The organism is Achromobacter sp., assembly GCF_032113835.1.
Lineage (GTDB): Bacteria > Pseudomonadota > Gammaproteobacteria > Burkholderiales > Burkholderiaceae_B > Achromobacter.
Genome location: NZ_DAMCTG010000006.1, coordinates 1 through 20,497, shown reverse-complemented (window position 1 = coordinate 20,497; position 20,497 = coordinate 1). Strand labels below are relative to the sequence as shown.

Annotated in this window: 26 protein-coding genes; 4 read left to right on the top strand and 22 right to left on the bottom strand. The window is 65.6% G+C overall.

Translation table 11 applies throughout. The features are described 5' to 3' along the window. The 10 genes from RT697_RS04240 to RT697_RS04195 all read right to left on the bottom strand — a co-directional run bounded on the left by RT697_RS04240 (window position 1) and on the right by RT697_RS04195 (window position 7,962). Window positions 1–360 (bottom strand): DUF2149 domain-containing protein, encoded by a 360-nt coding sequence (locus RT697_RS04240; RefSeq protein WP_313697129.1) that lies wholly within the window; start codon window positions 358–360, stop codon window positions 1–3. Continuing rightward, window positions 357–911, bottom strand: coding sequence for a MotA/TolQ/ExbB proton channel family protein (locus RT697_RS04235; protein WP_313697128.1), 555 nt, complete (start codon window positions 909–911; stop codon window positions 357–359). Before RT697_RS04235 ends, RT697_RS04240 begins: the two co-directional genes overlap by 4 nt. A 3-nt stretch (window positions 912–914) precedes the next feature. Then, window positions 915–2,975, bottom strand: a complete 2,061-nt coding sequence (locus RT697_RS04230) for a TonB-dependent receptor domain-containing protein (RefSeq protein ID WP_313697127.1) — start codon at window positions 2,973–2,975, stop codon at window positions 915–917. A 324-nt stretch (window positions 2,976–3,299) separates the two neighbouring features. Continuing rightward, on the bottom strand, window positions 3,300–3,881 hold the full coding sequence (ribA, locus tag RT697_RS04225; protein ID WP_313697194.1) for a GTP cyclohydrolase II RibA: 582 nt from the start codon (window positions 3,879–3,881) through the stop codon (window positions 3,300–3,302). 130 nt (window positions 3,882–4,011) lie between these two features. Next, window positions 4,012–4,431: a NirD/YgiW/YdeI family stress tolerance protein gene (locus RT697_RS04220; RefSeq protein WP_313697126.1), complete on the bottom strand. Its 420-nt coding sequence runs from the start codon at window positions 4,429–4,431 to the stop codon at window positions 4,012–4,014. 108 nt (window positions 4,432–4,539) lie between these two features. Then, window positions 4,540–5,943: an ATP-binding protein gene (locus RT697_RS04215; protein ID WP_313697125.1), complete on the bottom strand. Its 1,404-nt coding sequence runs from the start codon at window positions 5,941–5,943 to the stop codon at window positions 4,540–4,542. Between the two features lies 1 nt (window position 5,944). After that, window positions 5,945–6,601, bottom strand: coding sequence for a response regulator transcription factor (locus RT697_RS04210; RefSeq protein ID WP_313697124.1), 657 nt, complete (start codon window positions 6,599–6,601; stop codon window positions 5,945–5,947). Between the two features lie 67 nt (window positions 6,602–6,668). After that, a complete protein-coding gene (locus RT697_RS04205; protein ID WP_313697123.1) occupies window positions 6,669–7,166 on the bottom strand; it encodes a glycine zipper 2TM domain-containing protein in 498 nt (165 codons plus the stop codon). Window positions 7,167–7,206: 40 nt separating this feature from the next. Beyond that, entirely contained in the window at window positions 7,207–7,647 is a 441-nt protein-coding gene (locus RT697_RS04200) for a hypothetical protein (RefSeq protein WP_313697122.1), read from the bottom strand. Window positions 7,648–7,725: 78 nt separating this feature from the next. After that, window positions 7,726–7,962 (bottom strand): lipopolysaccharide assembly protein LapA domain-containing protein, encoded by a 237-nt coding sequence (locus RT697_RS04195; protein ID WP_175121496.1) that lies wholly within the window; start codon window positions 7,960–7,962, stop codon window positions 7,726–7,728. 266 nt (window positions 7,963–8,228) lie between these two features. Between RT697_RS04195 and RT697_RS04190 the strand changes: the two genes are divergently transcribed. Beyond that, entirely contained in the window at window positions 8,229–8,957 is a 729-nt protein-coding gene (locus RT697_RS04190) for a carbonic anhydrase family protein (protein WP_313697121.1), read from the top strand. A gap of 65 nt (window positions 8,958–9,022) precedes the next feature. Here RT697_RS04190 and RT697_RS04185 read toward each other — a convergent pair whose 3' ends face one another. Together RT697_RS04185 and RT697_RS04180 are read right to left on the bottom strand one after the other, a co-directional pair. Continuing rightward, window positions 9,023–9,646 carry a class I SAM-dependent methyltransferase gene (locus tag RT697_RS04185; RefSeq protein ID WP_313697120.1) on the bottom strand — a complete coding sequence of 208 codons (624 nt, stop codon included), beginning with the start codon at window positions 9,644–9,646 and terminating at the stop codon, window positions 9,023–9,025. 246 nt (window positions 9,647–9,892) lie between these two features. Further along, on the bottom strand, window positions 9,893–11,332 hold the full coding sequence (locus tag RT697_RS04180) for an NAD-dependent succinate-semialdehyde dehydrogenase (protein ID WP_313697119.1): 1,440 nt from the start codon (window positions 11,330–11,332) through the stop codon (window positions 9,893–9,895). Window positions 11,333–11,593: 261 nt separating this feature from the next. Here RT697_RS04180 and RT697_RS04175 point away from each other — a divergent pair, with 261 nt between their 5' ends. Beyond that, entirely contained in the window at window positions 11,594–11,878 is a 285-nt protein-coding gene (locus tag RT697_RS04175) for a hypothetical protein (RefSeq protein WP_313697118.1), read from the top strand. Between the two features lie 10 nt (window positions 11,879–11,888). Here RT697_RS04175 and RT697_RS04170 read toward each other — a convergent pair whose 3' ends face one another. The 8 genes from RT697_RS04170 to RT697_RS04135 all read right to left on the bottom strand — a co-directional run bounded on the left by RT697_RS04170 (window position 11,889) and on the right by RT697_RS04135 (window position 18,430). Then, the gene (locus RT697_RS04170; RefSeq protein WP_313697117.1) at window positions 11,889–12,791 is read right to left on the bottom strand and encodes a symmetrical bis(5'-nucleosyl)-tetraphosphatase; all 903 of its coding nucleotides are present in this window, start codon (window positions 12,789–12,791) and stop codon (window positions 11,889–11,891) included. Window positions 12,792–12,891: 100 nt separating this feature from the next. Next, window positions 12,892–13,131, bottom strand: a complete 240-nt coding sequence (locus RT697_RS04165) for a DNA-3-methyladenine glycosylase (RefSeq protein WP_313697116.1) — start codon at window positions 13,129–13,131, stop codon at window positions 12,892–12,894. A gap of 33 nt (window positions 13,132–13,164) precedes the next feature. Beyond that, window positions 13,165–13,710 (bottom strand): cytochrome b, encoded by a 546-nt coding sequence (locus tag RT697_RS04160; RefSeq protein ID WP_313697115.1) that lies wholly within the window; start codon window positions 13,708–13,710, stop codon window positions 13,165–13,167. Between the two features lie 132 nt (window positions 13,711–13,842). Beyond that, entirely contained in the window at window positions 13,843–16,404 is a 2,562-nt protein-coding gene (ligD, locus tag RT697_RS04155) for a DNA ligase D (protein ID WP_313697114.1), read from the bottom strand. A 2-nt stretch (window positions 16,405–16,406) separates the two neighbouring features. Next, complete coding sequence (locus RT697_RS04150; protein WP_313697113.1) at window positions 16,407–17,402, bottom strand: Ku protein; 996 nt, start codon at window positions 17,400–17,402, stop codon at window positions 16,407–16,409. A 21-nt stretch (window positions 17,403–17,423) separates the two neighbouring features. Next, window positions 17,424–17,702, bottom strand: a complete 279-nt coding sequence (locus RT697_RS04145; protein WP_313697112.1) for a hypothetical protein — start codon at window positions 17,700–17,702, stop codon at window positions 17,424–17,426. Window positions 17,703–17,761: 59 nt separating this feature from the next. Further along, complete coding sequence (locus tag RT697_RS04140; RefSeq protein ID WP_312438454.1) at window positions 17,762–18,154, bottom strand: PRC-barrel domain-containing protein; 393 nt, start codon at window positions 18,152–18,154, stop codon at window positions 17,762–17,764. Window positions 18,155–18,184: 30 nt separating this feature from the next. Further along, window positions 18,185–18,430: a hypothetical protein gene (locus tag RT697_RS04135; protein ID WP_313697111.1), complete on the bottom strand. Its 246-nt coding sequence runs from the start codon at window positions 18,428–18,430 to the stop codon at window positions 18,185–18,187. A 236-nt stretch (window positions 18,431–18,666) separates the two neighbouring features. Between RT697_RS04135 and ppk2 the strand changes: the two genes are divergently transcribed. Both ppk2 and RT697_RS04125 read left to right on the top strand, forming a co-directional pair. Next, window positions 18,667–19,488 (top strand): polyphosphate kinase 2, encoded by an 822-nt coding sequence (gene ppk2 / locus RT697_RS04130; protein WP_313697110.1) that lies wholly within the window; start codon window positions 18,667–18,669, stop codon window positions 19,486–19,488. 17 nt (window positions 19,489–19,505) lie between these two features. After that, entirely contained in the window at window positions 19,506–19,760 is a 255-nt protein-coding gene (locus RT697_RS04125) for an RNA-binding protein (RefSeq protein ID WP_313697109.1), read from the top strand. Between the two features lie 36 nt (window positions 19,761–19,796). Here the strand turns inward: RT697_RS04125 and RT697_RS04120 are convergent, their stop codons facing one another. After that, complete coding sequence (locus tag RT697_RS04120) at window positions 19,797–19,994, bottom strand: hypothetical protein (protein WP_313697108.1); 198 nt, start codon at window positions 19,992–19,994, stop codon at window positions 19,797–19,799. A 72-nt stretch (window positions 19,995–20,066) separates the two neighbouring features. Further along, window positions 20,067–20,497: TonB-dependent receptor domain-containing protein (locus tag RT697_RS04115; protein ID WP_313697107.1), on the bottom strand; the 431-nt coding region annotated here is incomplete at its 5' end.

The following is a 20,497-nucleotide window of genomic DNA, read 5'->3' as shown; positions in this document are numbered from 1 at the left end:
TTATCTGGGCGCGTCCGCGCCTTGTTCGGGAACGTAGACGACCTGGCCGTCGGGAAGCCGGTAGGCGGTGCCCAGCCGATGGCCCTGCCCCGACAGCTTCTGGTCGGTCACGCGTTCGACCTTGATCTGCTGCTTCTCCTTGCTCACCACCTCAAGCGTTCCATCGGCGGTGGTGCGCGTGAGCGTCCAGCTGGCGTCGTCGCTCAGCAGGTCGGTGGACCCCAGCACCGAGAACAGCGCCAGCGCCATGGCGACGATGAACGCAAGGCTCGCGTCGAAAAGGTTGGCCACGCCGGCCAGCGGATCGTCATGGACGGCGCTGTCGCCGTGCCGCCGCGCGAACCGCATACGCGGCTTCACGACGCGGCTCCGTCAGCGGCCGCTTCATGGCGGCGCAGCACCCGCTCGGCATGCAGCCGGATCGCGTCCAGGTCCTGCCGCTGCCACCCTTCGCGCACCATGACGATGACGTGCGCCACCACCCCGACGGCGATGCCCACGATGGTGGACGAGAACGCCACCACCATATGGTTCGCCAGCGCGGGCAGGTCGCCCTGCGCCAGCCCGCTGAGGGCGGCGGCCATCGGGATCAGCGTGCCGATCAGCCCAAGCGACGGCCCGCACCGGACGGCAAAGCGCACTGCGTTCAGCGACCGGAGGCTGGCATGGTCGGCGTCGGCCAGCACCTGTTCGATCCGGATGTCCACCGGATCGGCGGCGGCCTGCGCCGCATCGTCGATGCGCGCGGTGTAGTGCGCCACCGCCGGCCGCCGCCCGCGCAGCCGTTGAAGCGCGCTGCGCGCGAACATGCCCAGCGCGATGAGCGTCCATGCCACCAGGATGATGAGCAAGGCAATGACGGGTTGGAACAGCAGTTGCGCAATGCCTTCCAGCAGGGACTTGATTTCCATGGCTTACAGCATCCGCGTGTAGCGCAGGTAATAGGCGCGGCCCGGCATCACGTAGTCGGCCTTTTCGTAATAGTCGCGATCGAACACGTTCGCCACATCAAAGCGCAGCGAATCCTTGGGCGTGACGTTCCAGCGCGCGGTGAGGTCGACCACGGTGAAGGGTTCGTTGCCGAACACGCCGCCGCGCCCGCCGGTGTAGATGCTGCCCTGGCTGTTGTCGTTGTCATAACGCGTACCGACGTGACGCGCGGTCACGGTGGCCGACAATGCCCGGCCGTTGCTGACCGTTAGCGACATGTTTGCCTTCCACTTGGCGACGTTGCGGATGGGCACCGGCCCGCTGGCGTCGAAGTCTTCGGCCTGGATCAGGCGCGTGAAGCTGCCCGACAGGCCGACGCGATTGGCCGGCAGACCGAACCACTGCCCGGCATCCACCGCCAGCCGCGCTTCGATGCCACGCATGCGCGAGTCGTTGGCGTTTTCGTAGCTGCTGATCCGTTCCTGCGGGGTATTGCTGACGATCACCGAGCGGATGCGATCGCGGATTCGGGAATCGAAATAGGTCAGATCGGCGTCGACGCGGTCGTCGGCATAACCGAGGCCCAGGTCCCAGCTGCGGTTGCGCTCGGGCTTGAGGTTTGCGTTGCCGATGCTGACGCGCCGCTGCTTGCCCGCGTACTCGACGTTTTCGCCGGCCAGTTCGCTGCCCTGCGGCGGCGCGAACGCGGTGCCGGCCGACCCATGCACGCGCCAGAATTCGTTGAGCTTGTACACGGCGCCGCCACGCGGGTTGAAACTGGTAAAGCGCGACGAACCCGGCGAGAACGTGGTCTTGTACGGCGTGGACAGGGTGCTCGATTCGATCCAGTCCATGCGTCCGCCCAGCGTCAGGATCAGGCGGTCCTCCAGCCAGCGGCTGCCCCACTCCGCAAAGATGCCGTTGCTGTCGCGCCGTTCATTCGGGCTGTAGGGCGCAAGCCGGCCGCCGCTCGCGTTGTAGCTGTAGCGATTGGCTTCCACGCGCTGCCAGTCGGTGCCGTAGGTCAAGGTGTGTCGCGGCGTCAGCGTCCAGACATCCTGCAGCTGCATGCCGACATAACGCGATTCGGTGCGGCTGGAGCGATAGCGCGACGCAGCGGGCGGCACCGTGATGTAGTTGTAGTTTTCGCGCGAGGCATACACCACCGCCGTGATGAGGTGGTCGTCCGGCGAGACCTGCAGGCGCACGTCGCCGCCTAGCCGGTCCGTCTGGTTGGCGGACGCGTTGGGCGGATCGAAACTGACCGGGCCCGGCGCGTTGTTATTGAGGTCTGCCCAGTCGAGCGTTGCGTCGATGCGCACGCGGTCGGTCAGATCGCTGCCGATGCGGGCCTTGCCCGAGGTGCGCCGGAAGTCGCTGTTCGGCCGCTTGTCCCCGGCGCCGGTTCGAAAATCGCCGTGCTGGTTCACGTAGCCGAGCGCCAGGTCGAAGTCGGTGCGGTCGTCGATGGAGCCGCCTAACGCCAGATCCGTCTGCCGGGTGTCGAACGACCCGTAGCCCACGCTAACCGAGCCGCCGATCGGCCCGCTGGAGCGGCGCGTGATGATGTTGACCACCCCGCCCATGGCCGAGGCGCCATACAGCGACGACGCCGGGCCTTTCAGGACTTCCACGCGCTCGATGCTCTCGGGCGACAAGGTCGTGAAACTGGTCGACCCGGACGGACGGCCATCGACCAACACCAATGTGCGCGGATTGATGGTGAACTCGAAGTTCGGCCGCAAGCCGCGCAAGCCGATACCCGCCAAACCATTCGGATACTGGATCACGTCCACGCTGGCGTTCTTTTTCAGGCGGTCCAGGAACGTATTGCCCACCGTCTCATCCAGCGTGACGCCGTCCACCACTTCCATCGACGAGGCGACATCGTCCCGGCGCTGTTCGTTCCGGGTGGCAGTGACGACCACCGGGTTCAGTTCCACCGGCTGGGGGCTGTTGGCAACGCGTTGCGGGGACGACGGGTTTGGCGGCGACACGTCGGCGCCTTGTGCGGCGCAGACGGTGCCCAGGGTGATCGCGGCCATTGCGGCGCGCGCGCCTCGGCGTTGCCGGCGGTCTTGAGACGCCGGGTGGTGATGCTTCTTCATTGACTTCTCGAATGGGATGAAATTTCTGCGTATCCCCGGGCGGCCGATTGGCGCGCATTTGGCGCGTTGTGTTCCGTCCCCCCGGCGAAACCGTCGTAATGTTATAACATCACATTCAATTTGCATATAGTTACGCGCCCGATGGGCGCGCATGAATGCTTTGCAAGGAAGCGAGAATTCCGCTTGGCGAGCGGAGTTGGATTCGGGAACCGCGCGCAGAACGCGCGCGGCGAGCCGCCGGCTAGGCGGCCGGCGACACCGTCATTCCTCGGTCTGGCCGAGTTCGATCCGGTGCTGTGTGCGCAGCGCCTTGGCCAGCAGATAGCCCTTATTGTGCTCGTTCGGATAGACACCGGTCAGGCGGCAGCCGCTGACCCGGATGCCCATGCGTTCCAACTGCGTACGCTTGTCGGGATTGTTCGTGAGCAGTTCAAGATCATCGACGCCCAGCGCCCGCAGCATTTGCGCCGCCGGCGTGTAGTCGCGATCGTCCAGCCCGTGGCCGAGTTCCAGATTGGCGGTGTAGGTGTCGTAGCCCAATTCCTGCAACCGATACGCGTCGATCTTGGAATACAGGCCGATGCCGCGGCCTTCCTGCCGCAGATACAGCAGGTAGCCGCCCTCCTGGCTCATGAGGCGCAGCGCTTCGTGCAATTGCGGGCCGCAGTCGCAGCGCAGCGAACCGAAGACGTCGCCGGTCATGCATTCGGAATGCAGCCGGACCAGCGGCTGCGGGCCGGGCTGCCCGAATTTGAGGGCGAGATGGTCGCGGGCGTCGGCCAGGCCGTGAAAGCTGTACGCCAGCGCCTGTGCCTCGGAGCCGTCGGCAAGACGGATGGGCAACCGGACGGTGGCGCGGATGGTGGCTTCGGGCAGTTGGACCGCGGCGGGGGGCGTTACGGGGTTCACGACAAACAGGTACGGGTATCGACTTGAGGCCGACAGAATACCGTATGCGCCCGCCGCACGCTCTTTACATCACGCGGACGCTGTCCACATCGAACTCGACGTTGTTGCGATCGCGGTCCAGTTCGCCGCGCAGTTCGACCTGGGTCTTGTCGTCGATCTTCTGGCCGGCGGGGAAGTCGTCGTTGTCGATTTCGACGCGGATCTGGCCCGTACCGTCGTCGAAAGTGTAGTGATCGTCGCCGTCGTGCGAGACGATGCGGCCACGCAAGATGGCGTTCTGGTCATCGCGGCCGTTGGCCAGCAATTCCTTGACCGTGGTGACGGCCACCGTGCTGGGGCCGCTGTAGCCCTGGGCCGCCGGTTTGCCGGTGCTGGGTCCCGTGTAGCCCTGGGCGTGCGCCACGCCCGTTACCGTGGCGCCGGCCAGCACGGCGCTGGCCAGGAAGGTGCGGATGAAGGTGGAACGACGAGTGGACTGGGTCATGGTGCGGCTCCTTGCGCGGATTGCGCTTCGTTGTTGAACATGGCGTCATTTGACGCCCCGAAGATGAAGCAGACCTTAGCGTTGGGCGCGGATGCAGATTTGTCGTCGTCAGGCCTTGATCTGGACTGGCACGAGCAGCGTGACGCCCAGTCCCCGTCCGTCCAACCCCGGCCCGAACCGCAATTCTCCGCCGTGCATTCCGGTCACGCGCGCGACGATGGATAGCCCCAGGCCATTTCCTGGGACGTTGGTGCCCAGTACCCGGTAGAAACGCTGCGTCAGCCGCTCGAGATCGGCCGGCGCCACGCCCGGCCCGTCGTCCTTCACACTGAGCGCAACGTATTGGCCCTCGCGGTCGGCCGCGACCTGCACCCGCCCGCCCGGGCGGCCGTACGACACGGCGTTATGGATCAGGTTGCGCAAGGCGGTAAAAAGCGCATCCCGGTTGCCGACCAGTGCCGCTTCGCGCGCCGCAATCGATATCGTCGTGCCCTGCGCCGCCGCCGTGGGCCCGCAGGCTTCGGCGGCATCCTGCAGCAGGCTCGGCACATCAACGCGCTCACGCGGCATGGCATCGGCCGATTGCGGGTCCAGCCGCGCCAGCTGCAGCAGATTCTCGACCAGGCTGGTCGTGCGCATCATGTCGGCGCGCAGGCGTTGCAATTGGGCCGCCAGCGCCGGGGCCTGTTCGGGCGGATGGCTGCGTTGCAGCACCTGGATCCGCGACGCCAGCGCCGCGAGCGGCGTGCGCAGTTCGTGCGCAGCATCCGCGGTGAAGCGCCGCTCCGCTTCCAGCGCATGATCCAGGCGCCCCAGCAGCCGGTTCAGCGCCGCCGTGATCGACTGGACTTCATGCGCCCTGCTCTCCTCGGCCACCGGCGACAGGTCCGTCGGCGACTTGGCCTCGATGCCGCGCGTCATGCGCGCAAGCGGCTTGAGCAGCCGCCAGATCAGAAACCAGTTGATCAACCCCAGCAGCACCCACAACCCGACCAACGGCCAGGCCAGCGATTCGAGCATGTCCCAGATGAGGTCGGTGCGCTCGTCCATCTCTTGGCCGACCTGCGCCGAAAACCCCAGGGTGTCGTGATGGCGGACGTAGACGCGCCAGTCCTCGCCGTCGGCGCGCACGTCGTAATAGCGGTCGCCGCGGCGCTCGGGATCCACGAACGGGCGCTTGGGCGCGTCTTCGCCCCGCAGCAGCACCTCGCCCGTGCGCGACACCAACTGGTAGTCCAGCCGCAGCGCGGGTTGCGCGTCGGCCGGGGACCGCTCGCCCGCCACGCGGCCGATGCTGCCTTCGCCCAGCGCCAGGACCAGCCGCGCGCCCTCTTCCAGCCAGTCGTCGTAGGCGTCGTTGACCTCCTTGCGCGCGATGGCCAACACGATGAGGGTGCTGACGAGTCCGACGAGGATGCTGGAGCCGAGGGTGGTGCCGATCAGCCGCCGCCGCAGCGAATAACCGCGCGGGGTGTTCGACGCGGTTTTGGAAGTCGTCTTGCGCCAGCGCATGTCAGTCGGCCAGGCGGTAGCCCTGGCGCCGCACCGTCTTGATGAGATCCGCCGCCAGCTTGCGCCGCAAGTTGTAGATGTGCACTTCGATCGTGTTGCTTTCGACTTCGTCGCCCCAGCCGTACAGGGCTTCTTCGAGTTGCGCGCGGGACACGATGTGGCCGGGATGGCGGATGAGCGCGTGCAGGATGGCGAACTCACGCGCCGTCAGCTCGACCGGCGCGCCCTGGTAACGGACCTGCTTGGCGGCCACATCGAGCGAGACGCCGCCGTATTCCAGCGCAGGGGTGGCGTTGCCGTCACGGCGGCGCAAGGCGGCGCGGATGCGCGCCGACAGTTCTTCCAGGTCGAACGGCTTGACGAGGTAGTCGTCCGCACCCAGGTCCAGGCCTTCGATGCGGTCGGGCACCGCGTCGCGCGCGGTGATCATGATGGCCGGCACGTTGTCGCGCCGCGCGCGCAACCGCCGCAGCAGGTCATCACCCGTCATGCCGGGCAGCCCGCGGTCGATCAGGACGCAGTGATAGTCGTGCGTGGCAAGCGCGGTCTCGGCAAGATCGCCGCGCGTCACGCGGTCGACGACGTAGCCGTCGAGCTCCAGCCAGGATTCGATCGACTCGCCCAGGGATACATCGTCTTCGGCCAGTAGGATACGCATGCGCCGACTATACGCGACAGGATGAAGCGAATCTTAAGGCCGGGCGCCCGCTGCCTTTACCGCCGCGTCAAATTCCGCCCACGCGGCTGACGCCGCCCTGCGTCACGATCTGGACGCGCTGGCCCGTGGAGATTGGCACATCCGCTTCCTGCGTGATGACGCGCACGTCGCCCGAGTCCAGGCGCACGGTGATCTCCAGCCCTGCCCGGCGCGCGCTGGCGTTTTCGATGGCGTTGCCAGCCATGGCGCCGCCGACCGCACCGCCGACGGTGGTGATGCGGCGTCCCGAGCCGCCGCCCACGGCGCTGCCTGTGACCGCGCCCAGCGCGCCGCCGGCGATGACGCCGAGGCCCGAGGTCTGGGCGGCCTGGATGGTGACGGGCCGCACGCCGATGACATAGCCAAGCGTGACGGTCTGCGCGCGCTGCGCCTGGTCGAAGGTGTAGACGCGCGACGAAGCGGACGGATTGGCGCAACCGGCAAGGATGGCGGCAAGGCCAAGGATGCCGCCTGCGGCGAGTAGGGTCAGGGGGCGACGCGGGGCGGCCTGTTGAGGCTTTTGCATGATGGGTTCTCCGGAACGGTGCAATGGGGGATGCCGGGGCCTAGCGCGGCTGCGCCGGCGGGGCTGCGGGCGCGGGCGCAACCGCCGCCGGTGGCTGGGCGCTGGTGCGCATGAACTTCCCATTCGCATCGAAGCCGCCTATCGCGCGGCCATTGAAGAACACGACACGCCGCGCGGTCCACTGCGGCTGGTCGGGGCCAGGCTGGTCGTAGCCGGCGACCTCAAAGTCGTACTGCCAGGCGGACACCGGTTTGCCATCTTCCGCTATCACCGTGGTCTTCTTCACGGATTCCGCATACCCCTTGTCGCGATAGCTGACATACCGGGTCGGCGGCATGGTGTCGCGCAGCGACGACATGTACTGGTACAGGTCGTCGTCGCTGGGCGGGGTGCCGTACTTCGCCAGATCGTTCTTCGTCGCGACCGTGCCGGCGCAGCCGGCCAGCACGCACGTGGACAGGACAAGGAATAGCCTTTTCATCGGGATTGCTCCTAAGTACGCGTTCGCGCCCTGACTGCGGACGCACGGCGGCTAGCCGGGTGGCGCTTGGGGAATCTTTCAGGGGGTGGGACCGGCGGGACGGCCGGTGGCCCCACGGAAGGCGGAACGCAGCAGGCTGAGCAGAAAGCCGCCTGTGAGCATGCCCAGGATGTAGACGCCGATGACGAGAACCGACGCCGGCAAAGTGAAGGTGGAGGTCCAGAGCGTCAGGGTGACGGATTCGAAGTTCTGGATCTTGAACGACAAAACCATCGCCGTGAGCAACACGATCAATACGATGTACAGGTATCGCATGGGGCACCTTTCGTATTCGTTGTCGAACCGCCCCGAAGCCGCCTTGGGGCCCGTCGTGCGGAAAACTATGCCACTCATCCGGCACGAAAACAAGAAAAACAGGGCCACGCGCCGGCCATTGTTCACCGCCGCAAACAGGAACAGAATGTCTCTCGCCGCAAAAACGGCATGTGTGGCCGGCCCATCATCGAATAGCCGCGTCCCGCGGTCTATCGTTGTGGGCTGCTTATAGGGGACACCTCATGGAAGCGATCAAGGATTGTTGCATGGCTGGGCACCCTCTGGACCTGGGGCGGCGGGGCTGGTTGAAGGCCGGCGTTGGCGCGGGAGCGGCAGCGATGGCCGGCGTGGCGTTTGCGCCTGGCGACGCGCAGGCCGCATCGCTCACGCAGGCGCAGCGCGACGCGATGACGCCGGACCAGGTGATTGACATGATGAAGCGGGGCAATGCGCGCTTTCGCGCGGGCAAGCCTCAGAAGCATGACTATCTTGCGCAGAAGCGTTCCAGCGCCCTCGGTCAGTTTCCGGCGGCGGTGATTCTGAGCTGCATCGACTCGCGCGCGCCGGCCGAAATCATCCTGAACACGGGCATCGGCGAGACCTTCAACGGCCGCATCGCGGGCAACATTTCCAACAACGATCTGCTGGGCAGCATGGAGTTCGCCTGCGCGGCGGCGGGCGCCAAGGTGATTCTGGTAATGGGACACACGGCCTGCGGCGCTGTGGCCGGCGCGATCGACAATGTCCAGCTCGGCCATCTGACCGGCCTCCTGGACGTCATCAAGCCGGCGGTCGAGGCAACGAAGTACACAGGAGACCGAAGCGGCAAGAATGGCCAGTTCGTGGACGCCGTGGCGCGCACGAATGTGCTGCACACCGTGGAGGCCATCCGCAAGAACAGCCCGATCCTTGCCGGGCTGGAAAAGGAAGGCAAGATTAAGATCGTCGGGTCGATGTACGACCTGAGCAACGGCATGCTGACCTTCCTGGCGTAGCAGCCCGCACCACGGGCCGTCGGGCGCGCGAGCCGATCTTGCATCGCTGCGCGCCTGCCCTGCCCTCAGGGCATTCGGCTCAAGCTGTAGACCGAGGCCGGCGGCAGGTTCATCGGCACAAAGCGCACCCGCCGCGCGTAAAGACCACAGTCCTCAAGCACGCGCGCCGAGATCGGGCATTTCACGCCATAGGTGAAAAAGTGCATCGACCCGCCCGGCGGCATCGCCTCGAACACGGCAGTCAGCAGCTTGTGGTGATGCGCGCCGCTCATGTTCCGCAGCGGCAGACCACAGATGGCCGCGCCGATTCCGTGCAGCTCCGGATGGCTGTCGCGCGACAGATCCTGCGCCTGCACCTGCAGCACGGCTGCCTCGGGAAACTGGTTGCGCAGGCTGGAACTCATTTCGGAGTCCTGCTCCACCAGGACCAGGCTGGACGGCGCGATGCCCTTGCGCAGCATTTCCCGGGTGAACACGCCCGTCCCGCAGCCCAGCTCAAGGACTTTACCGGCGCGGGGCTGGATCGATTCCGTGATGGCGGCGGCCAGCGCCGCGCTGGAAGGCGCCACCGCGCCGACCGCCGCCGGGTTGGACAGCAGCGCCTTGACGAACTGCTTGCGTTCCTTCAGCCAGTTCATGGCCGGGCCAGCGTGGGACTTGTGCCGGGCAAGGGTCTTGAGGGGCGGCATGGAAAACATCGAAACGTCTATCTCCGGTGCGACTTGGTCAGGGAGACCTTACCTGTGGGCAGCGGGCGCGACCGGCAACGGTGCGTAAGCGACCCTGTCAAATGGAGAACGGCGAGAGACATCCAAAGGATGGCCGCCGAAACGAAATCCGGCTCAAAACACGAATCAACGGCACAAATGAAAAGGCCGTAACCGGTTGTGTTCCGGATACGGCCTGTTTCTAGTCAGGCTAGGCCTGACGCGGACTTAGACGCCCACGACCGAGACGGCCTTGGTGACCAGGTACGCCTCGAGCGCTTCGGGACCGCCCTCGGAACCGTAGCCGGAATCCTTCACGCCGCCGAACGGCAGTTCAGCCGAAGGCGTCGCGGGCTGGTTGACCCAGAGCATGCCCACTTCAAGGCGGCGCGACAGCTCGTGCACCGTCTTGATCGAGCGGGTGAAGCCATAAGCGGCCAGGCCGAACGGCAGGCGATTGGCTTCGCGGATGGCTTCGTCCAGGGTTTCGAAGCTGCGGATCGCCGCGATGGGACCAAACGGCTCTTCGTTGAAAATATCGGCCTCGAGCGGCACGTCGGTCAGGATGGTCGGGGCAAAGAAATTGCCCGCGGTGCCCACGCGCTGACCACCGGTGGCCACTCGCGCGCCCTTCTCGGCCGCATTCTTGACGATCTTGTCCATGGCGGCCAGGCGGCGGTCGTTGGCCAGCGGACCAAGCGTGGTGCCTTCGGTCAGGCCGTCGCCCAGCTTCAGCTTTTCGGCATGGGCCACGAAAGCCTGCTCGAAAGCGGCCTTGACGTTCTTGTGCACCAGGAAGCGGGTCGGCGAAATGCAGACCTGACCGGCGTTGCGGAACTTCGCGCCGCCCGCGGCCTTGACGGCCAGTTCGACGTCGGCGTCTTCAGCGACGATCACCGGTGCGTGACCGCCCAGTTCCATCGTGACGCGCTTCATGTGGCGGCCGGCCAGGGCTGCCAATTCCTTGCCAACCGGCGTGGAACCCGTGAAGGTGACCTTGCGGATGATCGGGTGCGGAATCAGGTAGCTGGAAATCTCGGCCGGCGAACCGAACACCAGGCCCAGCACGCCCTTCGGGATGCCGGCGTCGACAAAGCAGTTCAGCAGCGCGGCGGGCGAGGCCGGGGTTTCTTCGGGCGCCTTCACCAGGAAGGAGCAGCCCGTCGCCAGCGCGGCGCCCAGCTTGCGAACGATCTGGTTGACGGGGAAGTTCCACGGCGTGAAGGCGGCGACGGGACCGACCGGTTCCTTGATGACCAATTGCTGGGCCAAGGGATTGCGCGACGGCACGATACGGCCGTAGACGCGCAGCGCCTCGTTGGCGAACCAGTCGATGATGTCCGCACCGGCCAGCACTTCGCCGCGCGCTTCGGCGAACGGCTTGCCCTGCTCCTGCGTCAACAGGCGCGCCACGTCCTCCGCGCGCTCGCGCAGCAGGACGGCTGCCTTGCGCATGACCGCGCAACGCTCGTGGGCGGAGGTGTCGCGCCACGTCTCGAAGCCGCGTTGCGCTGCCGCCAGCGCGGCGTCCAGGTCCTCGCGGGAGGCGCTGGCCACTTGGCCGATCTTCTGGCCGGTGGCGGGGTTGACGACGTCGATGCGCGCGCCGCCGCGGGCCTCGCGCCATTCGTTGTCGATCAGGAGAAGAGTATCTGGGTAACCGTTCATGAATGCTCCGTGGTTGAAATGCGGCCGTCACGTGTCAGTCGATTCGGGCAAGCGCGGCGAGAAACGCCCGGCGCCTGCCGTATCGTAAGTGTTTGGGCAGGAGACGGGAAGTGGGCGAGGTGCGGACCGTCCGGCTGACGGGCCGGTTGATGCCGGGGCTGCCCCTAGGCTGACGTCCGGCTGACGGCATGGATTGGGCACGCTGCTTGCTGTAGGCGTTTCGCCTTTCGTCACCCAACCCTTTGATTGCGGAGGCTTTCCATGAGCTCACCGGAACCCGTTCTATCGCCGACTCGCGCCGGCGCCCCCCTCGTTTCCCTCGGCATTGCGCCCGTGGCCTGCCACTCGGACACCGTGGTCAGCCAGCGCCTCCGCCCCAAAGCCGCCAACGAAGAAATCCTGCCCTCGGCGCAGTCGGCCCGGCTGTCCGCAGACGTTGACGCGCCGGCGCGCGTGCCGCTGAGCGCCTGGCTGTCGCTGGCGTTCTACGCGATCGGCACGGTGCTGCTTTTCAGCCTGGGCGTGGCCTACCGGCTGTTCGCGTGACCGGCTCCGGTCAGGCAACCTGCGTCAGCGCCTCGCGCGTCACCTGTACCAGCTTGCGGTCGGATAGCCGATAGGCGGTCAGCGGACCGCCCGTGACGCAGCCCGTGTCCAGGCAGACGACGTCCGTGCGCACCAGCAGGCCCAGCGTCGCCCAGTGTCCGAACACAATGGTCTTGTCGGCGCCCGCCCGCCGCGGCAGGTCGTACCAAGGCAGGGTTTCGCGAGGCCAGCGCCCAGGGGTGGACTTCGCGCCGGGCGCCAGCCCCGCGTTGCGGGTGCACAGCCGCATGCGGGTGAACGCGCTGACGATGAAGCGCAGGCGTTGCTGCGTATCCAGCTTGGCATTCCAGGCTAGCGGCGCCGCGCCCGAGAGCGTTCGCATGTGCCGACGCCAGTCGCTGTCCCGAAGCATGGCCTCGACCTCCCCCGCGTGCGCCATGGCCTGGAGTACATCCCAGCCGGGATACAGGCCCGCATGCGCCAGGATGTGACGGTCCTGCACGTGGATCAGGGGCTGCGCGCGCAGCCAATCCAACAGCACGCCCGCATCGGGCGCATCGAAAAGATCCTGCAGGGTATCCCGGGAGTCCGGCCGCAGACATCCCGCGGCGAGGCCCAGGGCGCGCAGATCGTGGTTGCCGAGCACCACCGTGGCGCGATCGCCCAGCGACATGACCCGCCGCAACGTCTCGGCATTGGCTGGGCCGCGGTTGACCAGGTCGCCGACGAACCAGAATCTGCAGGTGGGATCGCCCGCGATCTCCGGACTGGCCAGCAAGGCGTCCAGCGACTGGCAGCAGCCATGTACGTCGCCAATTGCCCAGATCGCGGGCCGCTGTGTGTCCGGCGCGCTGTCCGCCAGCGGCGGATCGCCGGCACTGGTCGTTGGCTGTCTTACCCGTCTGCGTAGCATGTTTGTCCTTCTGGCCGGCCAGTTCCTGGCACGAATCAATGGTTTTCGTGCCGGCAGGCCAGCAAGCCCCATGCCCATGTAAACGTTTGCATCCGGGGCGCTAGCCGTCCTTCTTGCGGCGCCCCCACACGGATTCCTGCCGATAGGAATCCGCCTGGCATAGCGTGCGGTAAAACATGGCGCCGGCGCCAATTAAGTTGCCCAGCTCCTTTTCGGACAGCTTGGGCGCAACGCCTTCCAGGTATCCCGCGTAAAGGGAGAGCACCCGGTCCCATTCATCCAGCCGGGGTGCGGGTGCGGAGACTGAGATCATCAGTGCCAAGAGCTCATCGCGCTGCATGATTCCCTCCACTGACAGCCGCCGCGCCGGCCGTCATCCCTTCGTCATGTGGGTCAATACGCGCCGTCCGTCCGCCCTGCGGTGCAGGAAGGCCATCGTGATGTGGCCGGCGGCCAGCGCCAGCAGCGTCCAGCCCAGCAGTCCGTGCCAGGCGTTGCCGAGTTCCACCAGGTCTTCGATCTCCTGGTCGCGGGGGCTGAAGATTTGGATGCCGAAGGCGGAATATCCCCTGCCCCGCCCATAGGCCCGCAACAGCGCCAGCGTGGGAATGGCGATCATCATCAGGTACAGGACAAGATGGCCGAAGCCCGCCAGCAGGCCGCTGTCGGGCCGTTTGCCCCAGTTGGCAATGGCCCAGGCGCCGCGCACCAGCACCAGAATCAGCAGCAACAGGCCCAACGACGTATGCGAGGCCCAGAAGAAATCTTCGATCGGAGTGTCCGGAAAAAATTGCCGCGACGCCGCGCTGGTGAACTGCCAGGCCAGCAACACGGCCATGAGCCAGTGCAGCACGCGGCTGACAATTCCATACCCGTCCGGGTGGTCCATCACGCTTGAGGCGGAGACGCGGGGTGACATAGGAAGCCTCCTTCGGAGATCCATGCGGCGCAAGGCAAGACCTCATCCGAGCATTGTGCCAACGCCCTTGCGGGCGCGTGCAACGATTTGCAATAGCAATTGGCCGGCAGGACGGCTGCGGACGCGTGCTCATCATGGTTCGAACTCCATCGCCGACATGGCGGCCGTCAGCGATTGCGGCGCGCAGTCGTCCCAAGGCGTGTTGCCCGCATCTAGCCGGGAATGAACATTCTGAATCGTCCAGTGCGCACCGCCAGTCAGCTTGTCCAATTCGTCCCACGCGACCGGAACCGAAATGCCCAGGCCAGGCCGAGCCCGCGCGGACCAGGCACACACCGTCGTCGCCCCGAAGCCATTGCGCAGGTAATCTGCGAAGATCTTGCCGACGCGGTTCTTCGGGCCGCTCTTGGCCACGAACAATTGCGGCAGCGTCCGCGCCAGATGCTGCACGATCACCTGCGAAAACCGCTTCACGGTGTCCCAGCCGTATTGCTTGCGCAGCGGCACGACGACGTGCAGCCCCTTGCCGCCGCTGGTCTTCAGCCAGGCTTGCAGGCCGATTTCCTGCAGCAGCACGCGCACCAGATTGGCGGCCTGCTGCATGGCGGGCCATTGCACGCCCTCGCCCGGGTCCAGGTCGAACATCATGCGATCCGGCTTGCCGATGGACGTCTTGACGGCGTTCCAGGTGTGGAATTCGACGACATTCATCTGCACGGCGGACATGATGGCCTCTGCCGTCGGCACTTCGAGCAGCGGCGGATGATCTGGATCGAGCTTCGCGGGCAAGGGTTTCACGCCGGGCATCGCGGCTTCGAGGTGCTTCTGAAAGAAGAATTCACCCTGGATGCCGGCGGGCGCACGCAGGAAGGACACCGGCCTTCCCTTCAGATGCTCCAGCATCAGCGGCGCGATCAGCCCGTAGTAGCGCGCGAGATCCAGCTTGGTGAGCTTGGTGGACGGGTCGATGACCCGATCCGGATTGGTGAGCTTGCCGCCCTTGGCGCGGCCGGTTTTGCTGGCGGGCGTGGATTTGGCGGCGTCAATGTCCTCGACCGGCACCGCCTTCTCCCTGGAGATCGCTTTCACTGGCTTGTCCTCCCGCAAACCCCGGAACACGGAATGACGGATGTGGCCGCCACTTGTCCATTCGCCGAACGACACTTCGGCGATCAGTTCCGGTTTGACCCAGCGCACCCCGCCGGCCGCGGGCACATTGGTCACCGGCTTCCTGTCCGTCTCGATGGCCGCCAGGCGCTTCTGCAGGGACACGAGACTCGCGTCGTCGAACCCCGTGCCCACCTTGCCGGCATAGCGCAAGCTCCCGTCCTGCTCGGTGACCGCCAGCAGCAGCGCGCCCAATCCGGCGCGGCTGCCCTTGGGCGCCGTGTACCCGACGATGGCAAACTCCTGGCGCCGGGCGCACTTGACCTTGACCCAGGTATCGCTGCGGCGGGACACGTAGGGCGAAGACAGGCGCTTGGCCATGATGCCCTCCAGCCCCATCCTGCACGCGGTTGCCACCAAGTCTGAGGGCGCGGCCTCAAGGGCCTCGCTGAATCGCAATTGGTCGTCTTCGGCGGTGTCCATCAGTTGCTGCAGCAGCGCCCGCCGCACGCCCAGCGGTTCCTGGCGCAAGTCCCGCATCCCGATGAACGGCAGGTCGAAGGCGTAGAACACGATGTCCTGCGTCCGATCGTTGTCGAAGGCGTTCTGCAGCGACTGGAAGTTCGGAATGCCTTCGCGGTCGAGCATCACGATCTCCCCGTCGATCCACGCCCATTTGGCGGGCAATGCGCGCATTGCTTCGACCAGATGCGGCATCTTGGCGCTCCAGTCGTGGCCGTTGCGGGTGAACAGCCGCACATCCTCGCCTTCGATCCGGGCGACGAGCCGGTAGCCGTCGAATTTCATCTCGTACAGCCAGTCCGGCGCATGCTGCGGCACGCCGTCCACCAGCGTGGCGAGCTGGGGTTTCAGCTGCGCGGGCAAGTCGGCGGCCACGCCGGGCAAGGCGGGCTGATCGTCTACGGAGGTATCAACGGCGTTGTCGGCCAGATTCTCGGATTGGTCCTCAGCCGCCTCATCCGCCGGGGAACTGGATTTGGGGCGCGCTTTGGCCTTCCCCGCGCCCTTTCCGGTTTTGCGCAGCGGCACCACGCTATCCGGCATTTCATCCACCACGCTGAATTCCCGCTCGGGCCGCGCAAAATCGTCGCGGTCCTTGATGAGCAGCCAGGGCGGCTGCTTTTCGGACTCCTTGCCCTTCAGACGGATCAGCGCCCACCGGCCCTGCATCTTGACGCCTTGCAGGTCGAATTTCAGATGACCGTCGCGATAGCCCTTGCGCGGATCGCCCACAGGCATCCACTTGCCTTCGTCCCAGATGATGACCTTGCCCGCACCGTACTGGCCTTCGGGAATCTGCCCCTCGAACTGGTTGTAGGCGATGGGATGATCCTCGACCTGGACCGCCATGCGCTTGACGGCCGGGTCGTAGCACGGCCCCTTGGGCACCGCCCAGCTCTTCATGGCCCCGTCCAGCTCCAGGCGAAAGTCATAGTGCAGCCGGCTTGCCCAGTGTTTCTGAATGACGAAGGCGCGGGCATCCTCATTGGCCTCGCCACCCTCGGCGGGCTCCGACGTGACCTCGAAGTTGCGCTTTTCGCGGTACTTCTTCAGCGTGTCAGCCATGGTCAGGCCGCCTTGCGCGCTTTACTCGCCGTCTTGCCGCTGGCCTTGTCGCTCGTCTTACCGCTCGCCTTGCTGACGGTTTTAGCCGTCGCCTTGGTTGCCGCCTTGCTTGCCGCCTTGGTTGCGGACTTGCTGGCCGTCTTGCTTGCGCTCTTGGCCGACTTGGTTGCCGACTTGCTGGCCGGCGCCTTCGACCCGCCCTTGCCCCCCTTCAGGCTGCGTTGCAGCAGCTCCGTCAGATCAATGACATTATCTGCATAGGCGGGCGATTCTTCCTGCGGCTCGATAACGGTCTCAGTCTCGCCCGCGCGCGCCTTCTGCTCGACCAGCTCCATCACGGCGGCCTTGAATTCGTCCTTGTACTGCTCGGGATCCCATTCACCGGACATGTCATCGACCAGCATCTTGGCCATCTTCAATTCGCTGGCGCTGGGCGTCATGTTCTTGGCGCCGGCCTTGGGCAGATCGAGCCCTTCCACCGATTTGACCTCGTCGCCCCAGCGCATCAGGTTCAGGACCAGCGCATCGCCCGACGGAATCAATGCCGCCAGATGCTGCTTGGTCTGGATCACGACCTTGGCGATGCCGATCTTTCCGGTCTTGACGAGCGTGTCCCGCAGCAAGGCGTACACCTTATGCCCCTTGTTGATCGGCGCGACGTAGTAAGGACGCTCGAGATAGACGAAAGACACGCCCCCGGCGTCGACGAACTGCTGGATTTCGATGGTCTGGGTGGTCCGGGGATAGGCCTCGGATATCTCCTCGGGCGACACGATGACGTACTTGCCGTCCTCGTACGCGACGCCCTTCACGATGTTGTCCTTGTCGATCTCCTTGCCGGTGCGCTTGTTGATGCGCTTGTAGCCGACCGGGTCCATCGAGCGCTTGTCCAGCCAGTCGAAGTCCACGCCGGACTCCGTCGTGGCCGTGTGCAGGCCCACGGGGATGTGAACCAGCCCGAAGGAAATCGCCCCTTTCCATATGGTTCTTGCTGCCATGACACTCTCCCTGCGCAGTGATCAGCCCAGGCGCTTGACGATCCGGGCGACGCGGGCAATGCCGCCCGTCCCGCTTGCCGCGCGGCCGATCAAGGCGGTCCCGGCGGCGGTCACCAGGGTGCGCCGCAACAGCGTGCGGCTGCGCATGCCGGACAGCATCAGCAGCACGCCCACGCCAAACACGATGAGGTGTTCGCCGGGAAAATCCGGCCTGCGGGCGTCGATGTTCTTGATCTGCGCAACCAATGAACGCGAGCGCGATTCGTAACGGCGGGGTTCGTCGACGGGTTCGATCTGCATGTGGCCTCCTGCGGGCGTGGATCAGGCATGCGGTGCGGAGCGGGCTGCCCCGCGCCAGTTCACTTGGCGTACTTGAATTCGGGCAGCGCCTTCAGCGTATCCTTGGTGGCGTCCGGCAGCTGGAACTGGTCGCCGGCGACCTGCATCTTCGACAGCGGCACCGTCACAAGATGATTGCCGACGCCAAGCAGCCCGCCCACCGACAACACCGCATACGGCGCCCAATCGGGCGGGCCGAGGATCAGGTCATCCACGGTGCCGATCTTTTCCTTCTTGCCGTTGTAGACGGTCGCTCCGATGATCTTCGAGGCGCGGTAGCCGGCCTCGACCTTGGCGACATCGACACGGACCTCGGTCACGGACTGCGGCGCGCCCTGCGCCCAGCTTGTGGAAACGACACCAGTGGCGCCCAGCATGACGGCCACGCCCAGCATTGCGGTCTTTACGATCATGATCGGATCTCCTCGGGGGTCATTTGGTGGTCAGGACGAGCGCTGCGAGTCGGCGGGATCGGGATTGGATTCGGAGGCGTCCGACGGCTCCATGTCCTCATTGCTGACTTCGTTGCCCTGCGTGTTGTCGCTGGCGTCAGACGGCTTGACCGGCGGCGCGCCGCCCGTGTCCTCCGGGCCTCCACCAGGCCGCACCGGCAGATCGTCCGGCGTCGAGGTCGCCTCTACGGCGTTGTCCTGGGACGATGCCTGCCCAACGGAATGAACTGGTTCCATTTTCGTCACCTCCGGTTTACTGGGGCCAGCGGAAACGTGGCCATGGACCTGGACAGCAAATAGCGTTCCCGAATCGCGCGACGGCTTCCCACCGCCCAATAGCCTGGCCGGCTGCGGCACCATAATTCCATTGGTAACGCGGTCCCAAACTGCCTTGAATCGGCAATATATTCAGATCACAGGTGGCGCCGACAGGCGCCGTTCATTCGTGGCAGGAATACTTCCGGAGCGCGACGATGGGCGACAAGAAAAAGCAAAAGGACACCTCCGAGGCCGCCGACGAGGCCAGGCTTTCCAATAAGCAGTACGAGAAGGAACTGGCCCAGTTGCATGTCGAACTGGTCAAGCTGCAGCAATGGGTCATCGAAACGGGCGCCAAGGTCTGCATCGTGTTCGAGGGGCGCGACGGCGCCGGCAAGGGCGGCACCATCAAGGCGCTGACCGAGCGCGTCAGTCCCCGCGTGTTTCGCGTGGTGGCCCTGCCCGCGCCCACGGAGCGCGAAAAATCCCAGATGTACATGCAGCGTTACCTGCCGCACCTGCCTGCCGCGGGCGAAGTCGTGATCTTCGACCGCAGCTGGTACAACCGGGCGGGCGTTGAGCGCGTAATGGGGTTTTGCAGCCAGGCGCAGGTCGACGCCTTTTTGAAAGCCGCGCCGCTGGTGGAACGCGTGATGATCGACTCCGGCATCCTGCTCTTCAAATACTGGCTGGAAGTCACCGAAGCGGAACAGACGCGCCGTCTGCAGTCGCGCATCAACGATGCGCGCAAGACCTGGAAGCTGACGAAGATGGACCTGGATTCGTACAGCCGCTGGTACGACTACTCCCGTGCCCGGGACGAGATGTTCCGGGCGTCGGATACGGCGATCTCGCCCTGGTACGTGGGACGCTCCGACGACAAGAAGCGTATCCGACTGAACATCATCACCCACCTGCTCGAACACATTCCCTACACCGTCGGCGCCAGGGAAAAAATCACCCTGCCCAAACGGCAGAAGGCCAAGGGTTACACGCAGCCGGAACATCCATTCCGGTATGTGCCCGAGAAATTTTGACCTCCGGAGGCTCCGTCATGGCAGCGCTGCTCATCAATCAGGTCGAAGACACCACCAGCGACGAAGACATCCGGGCTTTCCTGATGAAGTACGGCTTTCCCGCCCCGGACGGCGTGCAGCGCGTGCCCAGTGAAGGCGATCGTCCGGCGGTGCTGGTCACATTTGACGGCGTGACGGAACCGGAGCTGCAGGCCCTGCTGCCCCGGATCCATCAGATGTTCTGGAAGAACCACACCATCTCGGCGCTGGTGATGCGGGCGCCGATCGAGTGACAGGCGCCGTCATTCCGCGGCGCCCGCCCTCTCGCCTCACCACGCCGTACGCGGCCGGTAGGTATCTTTTACATATTTGGCCAATTCAGCCTCGACCGTAGACATCAGAACGGCCGGCGGACGCTCCGGGTGCAACAGTTGCTGCGCGGCAGCAAGCGTTCGCAACGCGCAACGTTCGCCATTTGTCATCGGCTGGGGGGTGGACAAGGTGGGCGTGTACTTGAACTCTTCCATGATGCTTCTCCATAAGACAAGGAATGACCCTCACCCTCCTTTCAGCAAGTAGCGTGCCCAACCCCGTTTCGGTCAGTATCGGACGCTGACCCGGGCCCAGACGCTGCGGCCGGGTTCGTTGACCGCCGTCCCCGCCGGATAGCCAAATCCGGCGTTCCCCGCCAGGTTCAGGTGCTCGCTGTAGGTCTTGTCGAACACGTTGTCCACGCCCAGCGACAGCCGTACCTGCTTGTTCACGACGTAACCGGCATTGAGGGAAAAAACGCCAAAACCGGCGCTGGGACCGAAATCCTTGCCCACGACGTTGCCTTCGTTCAGCGCATAGCGCTTCTGCGGCGCGACGAGGCGCCACAAGGCGCCCGCCGACCACGTGCCGTCGTCATAAGCGGCGGTGAGCTTGGCTTCCAGCGGCGGGATCTGCGGCAGCGCCCGGCCGTCGCTGCGGTTCTGGCCCCAGGCGTAGGCCAGCGTGGCGCCCAGCTTCCAGGTAGGCGACATGGCAT

Coding starts and splice junctions, on each gene's coding strand:
- RT697_RS04235 (WP_313697128.1), bottom strand. CDS start 911: ATGGAAATCAAGTCCCTGCTGGAAGGCATTGCGCAACTGCTGTTCCAA.
- RT697_RS04230 (WP_313697127.1), bottom strand. CDS start 2,975: ATGGCCGCGATCACCCTGGGCACCGTCTGCGCCGCACAAGGCGCCGAC.
- RT697_RS04220 (WP_313697126.1), bottom strand. CDS start 4,431: ATGACCCAGTCCACTCGTCGTTCCACCTTCATCCGCACCTTCCTGGCC.
- RT697_RS04215 (WP_313697125.1), bottom strand. CDS start 5,943: ATGCGCTGGCGCAAGACGACTTCCAAAACCGCGTCGAACACCCCGCGC.
- RT697_RS04210 (WP_313697124.1), bottom strand. CDS start 6,601: ATGCGTATCCTACTGGCCGAAGACGATGTATCCCTGGGCGAGTCGATC.
- RT697_RS04205 (WP_313697123.1), bottom strand. CDS start 7,166: ATGCAAAAGCCTCAACAGGCCGCCCCGCGTCGCCCCCTGACCCTACTC.
- RT697_RS04200 (WP_313697122.1), bottom strand. CDS start 7,647: ATGAAAAGGCTATTCCTTGTCCTGTCCACGTGCGTGCTGGCCGGCTGC.
- RT697_RS04195 (WP_175121496.1), bottom strand. CDS start 7,962: ATGCGATACCTGTACATCGTATTGATCGTGTTGCTCACGGCGATGGTT.
- RT697_RS04190 (WP_313697121.1), top strand. CDS start 8,229: ATGGCTGGGCACCCTCTGGACCTGGGGCGGCGGGGCTGGTTGAAGGCC.
- RT697_RS04185 (WP_313697120.1), bottom strand. CDS start 9,646: ATGCCGCCCCTCAAGACCCTTGCCCGGCACAAGTCCCACGCTGGCCCG.
- RT697_RS04180 (WP_313697119.1), bottom strand. CDS start 11,332: ATGAACGGTTACCCAGATACTCTTCTCCTGATCGACAACGAATGGCGC.
- RT697_RS04175 (WP_313697118.1), top strand. CDS start 11,594: ATGAGCTCACCGGAACCCGTTCTATCGCCGACTCGCGCCGGCGCCCCC.
- RT697_RS04170 (WP_313697117.1), bottom strand. CDS start 12,791: ATGCTACGCAGACGGGTAAGACAGCCAACGACCAGTGCCGGCGATCCG.
- RT697_RS04165 (WP_313697116.1), bottom strand. CDS start 13,131: ATGCAGCGCGATGAGCTCTTGGCACTGATGATCTCAGTCTCCGCACCC.
- RT697_RS04160 (WP_313697115.1), bottom strand. CDS start 13,710: ATGTCACCCCGCGTCTCCGCCTCAAGCGTGATGGACCACCCGGACGGG.
- ligD (WP_313697114.1), bottom strand. CDS start 16,404: ATGGCTGACACGCTGAAGAAGTACCGCGAAAAGCGCAACTTCGAGGTC.
- RT697_RS04150 (WP_313697113.1), bottom strand. CDS start 17,402: ATGGCAGCAAGAACCATATGGAAAGGGGCGATTTCCTTCGGGCTGGTT.
- RT697_RS04145 (WP_313697112.1), bottom strand. CDS start 17,702: ATGCAGATCGAACCCGTCGACGAACCCCGCCGTTACGAATCGCGCTCG.
- RT697_RS04140 (WP_312438454.1), bottom strand. CDS start 18,154: ATGATCGTAAAGACCGCAATGCTGGGCGTGGCCGTCATGCTGGGCGCC.
- RT697_RS04135 (WP_313697111.1), bottom strand. CDS start 18,430: ATGGAACCAGTTCATTCCGTTGGGCAGGCATCGTCCCAGGACAACGCC.
- ppk2 (WP_313697110.1), top strand. CDS start 18,667: ATGGGCGACAAGAAAAAGCAAAAGGACACCTCCGAGGCCGCCGACGAG.
- RT697_RS04125 (WP_313697109.1), top strand. CDS start 19,506: ATGGCAGCGCTGCTCATCAATCAGGTCGAAGACACCACCAGCGACGAA.
- RT697_RS04120 (WP_313697108.1), bottom strand. CDS start 19,994: ATGGAAGAGTTCAAGTACACGCCCACCTTGTCCACCCCCCAGCCGATG.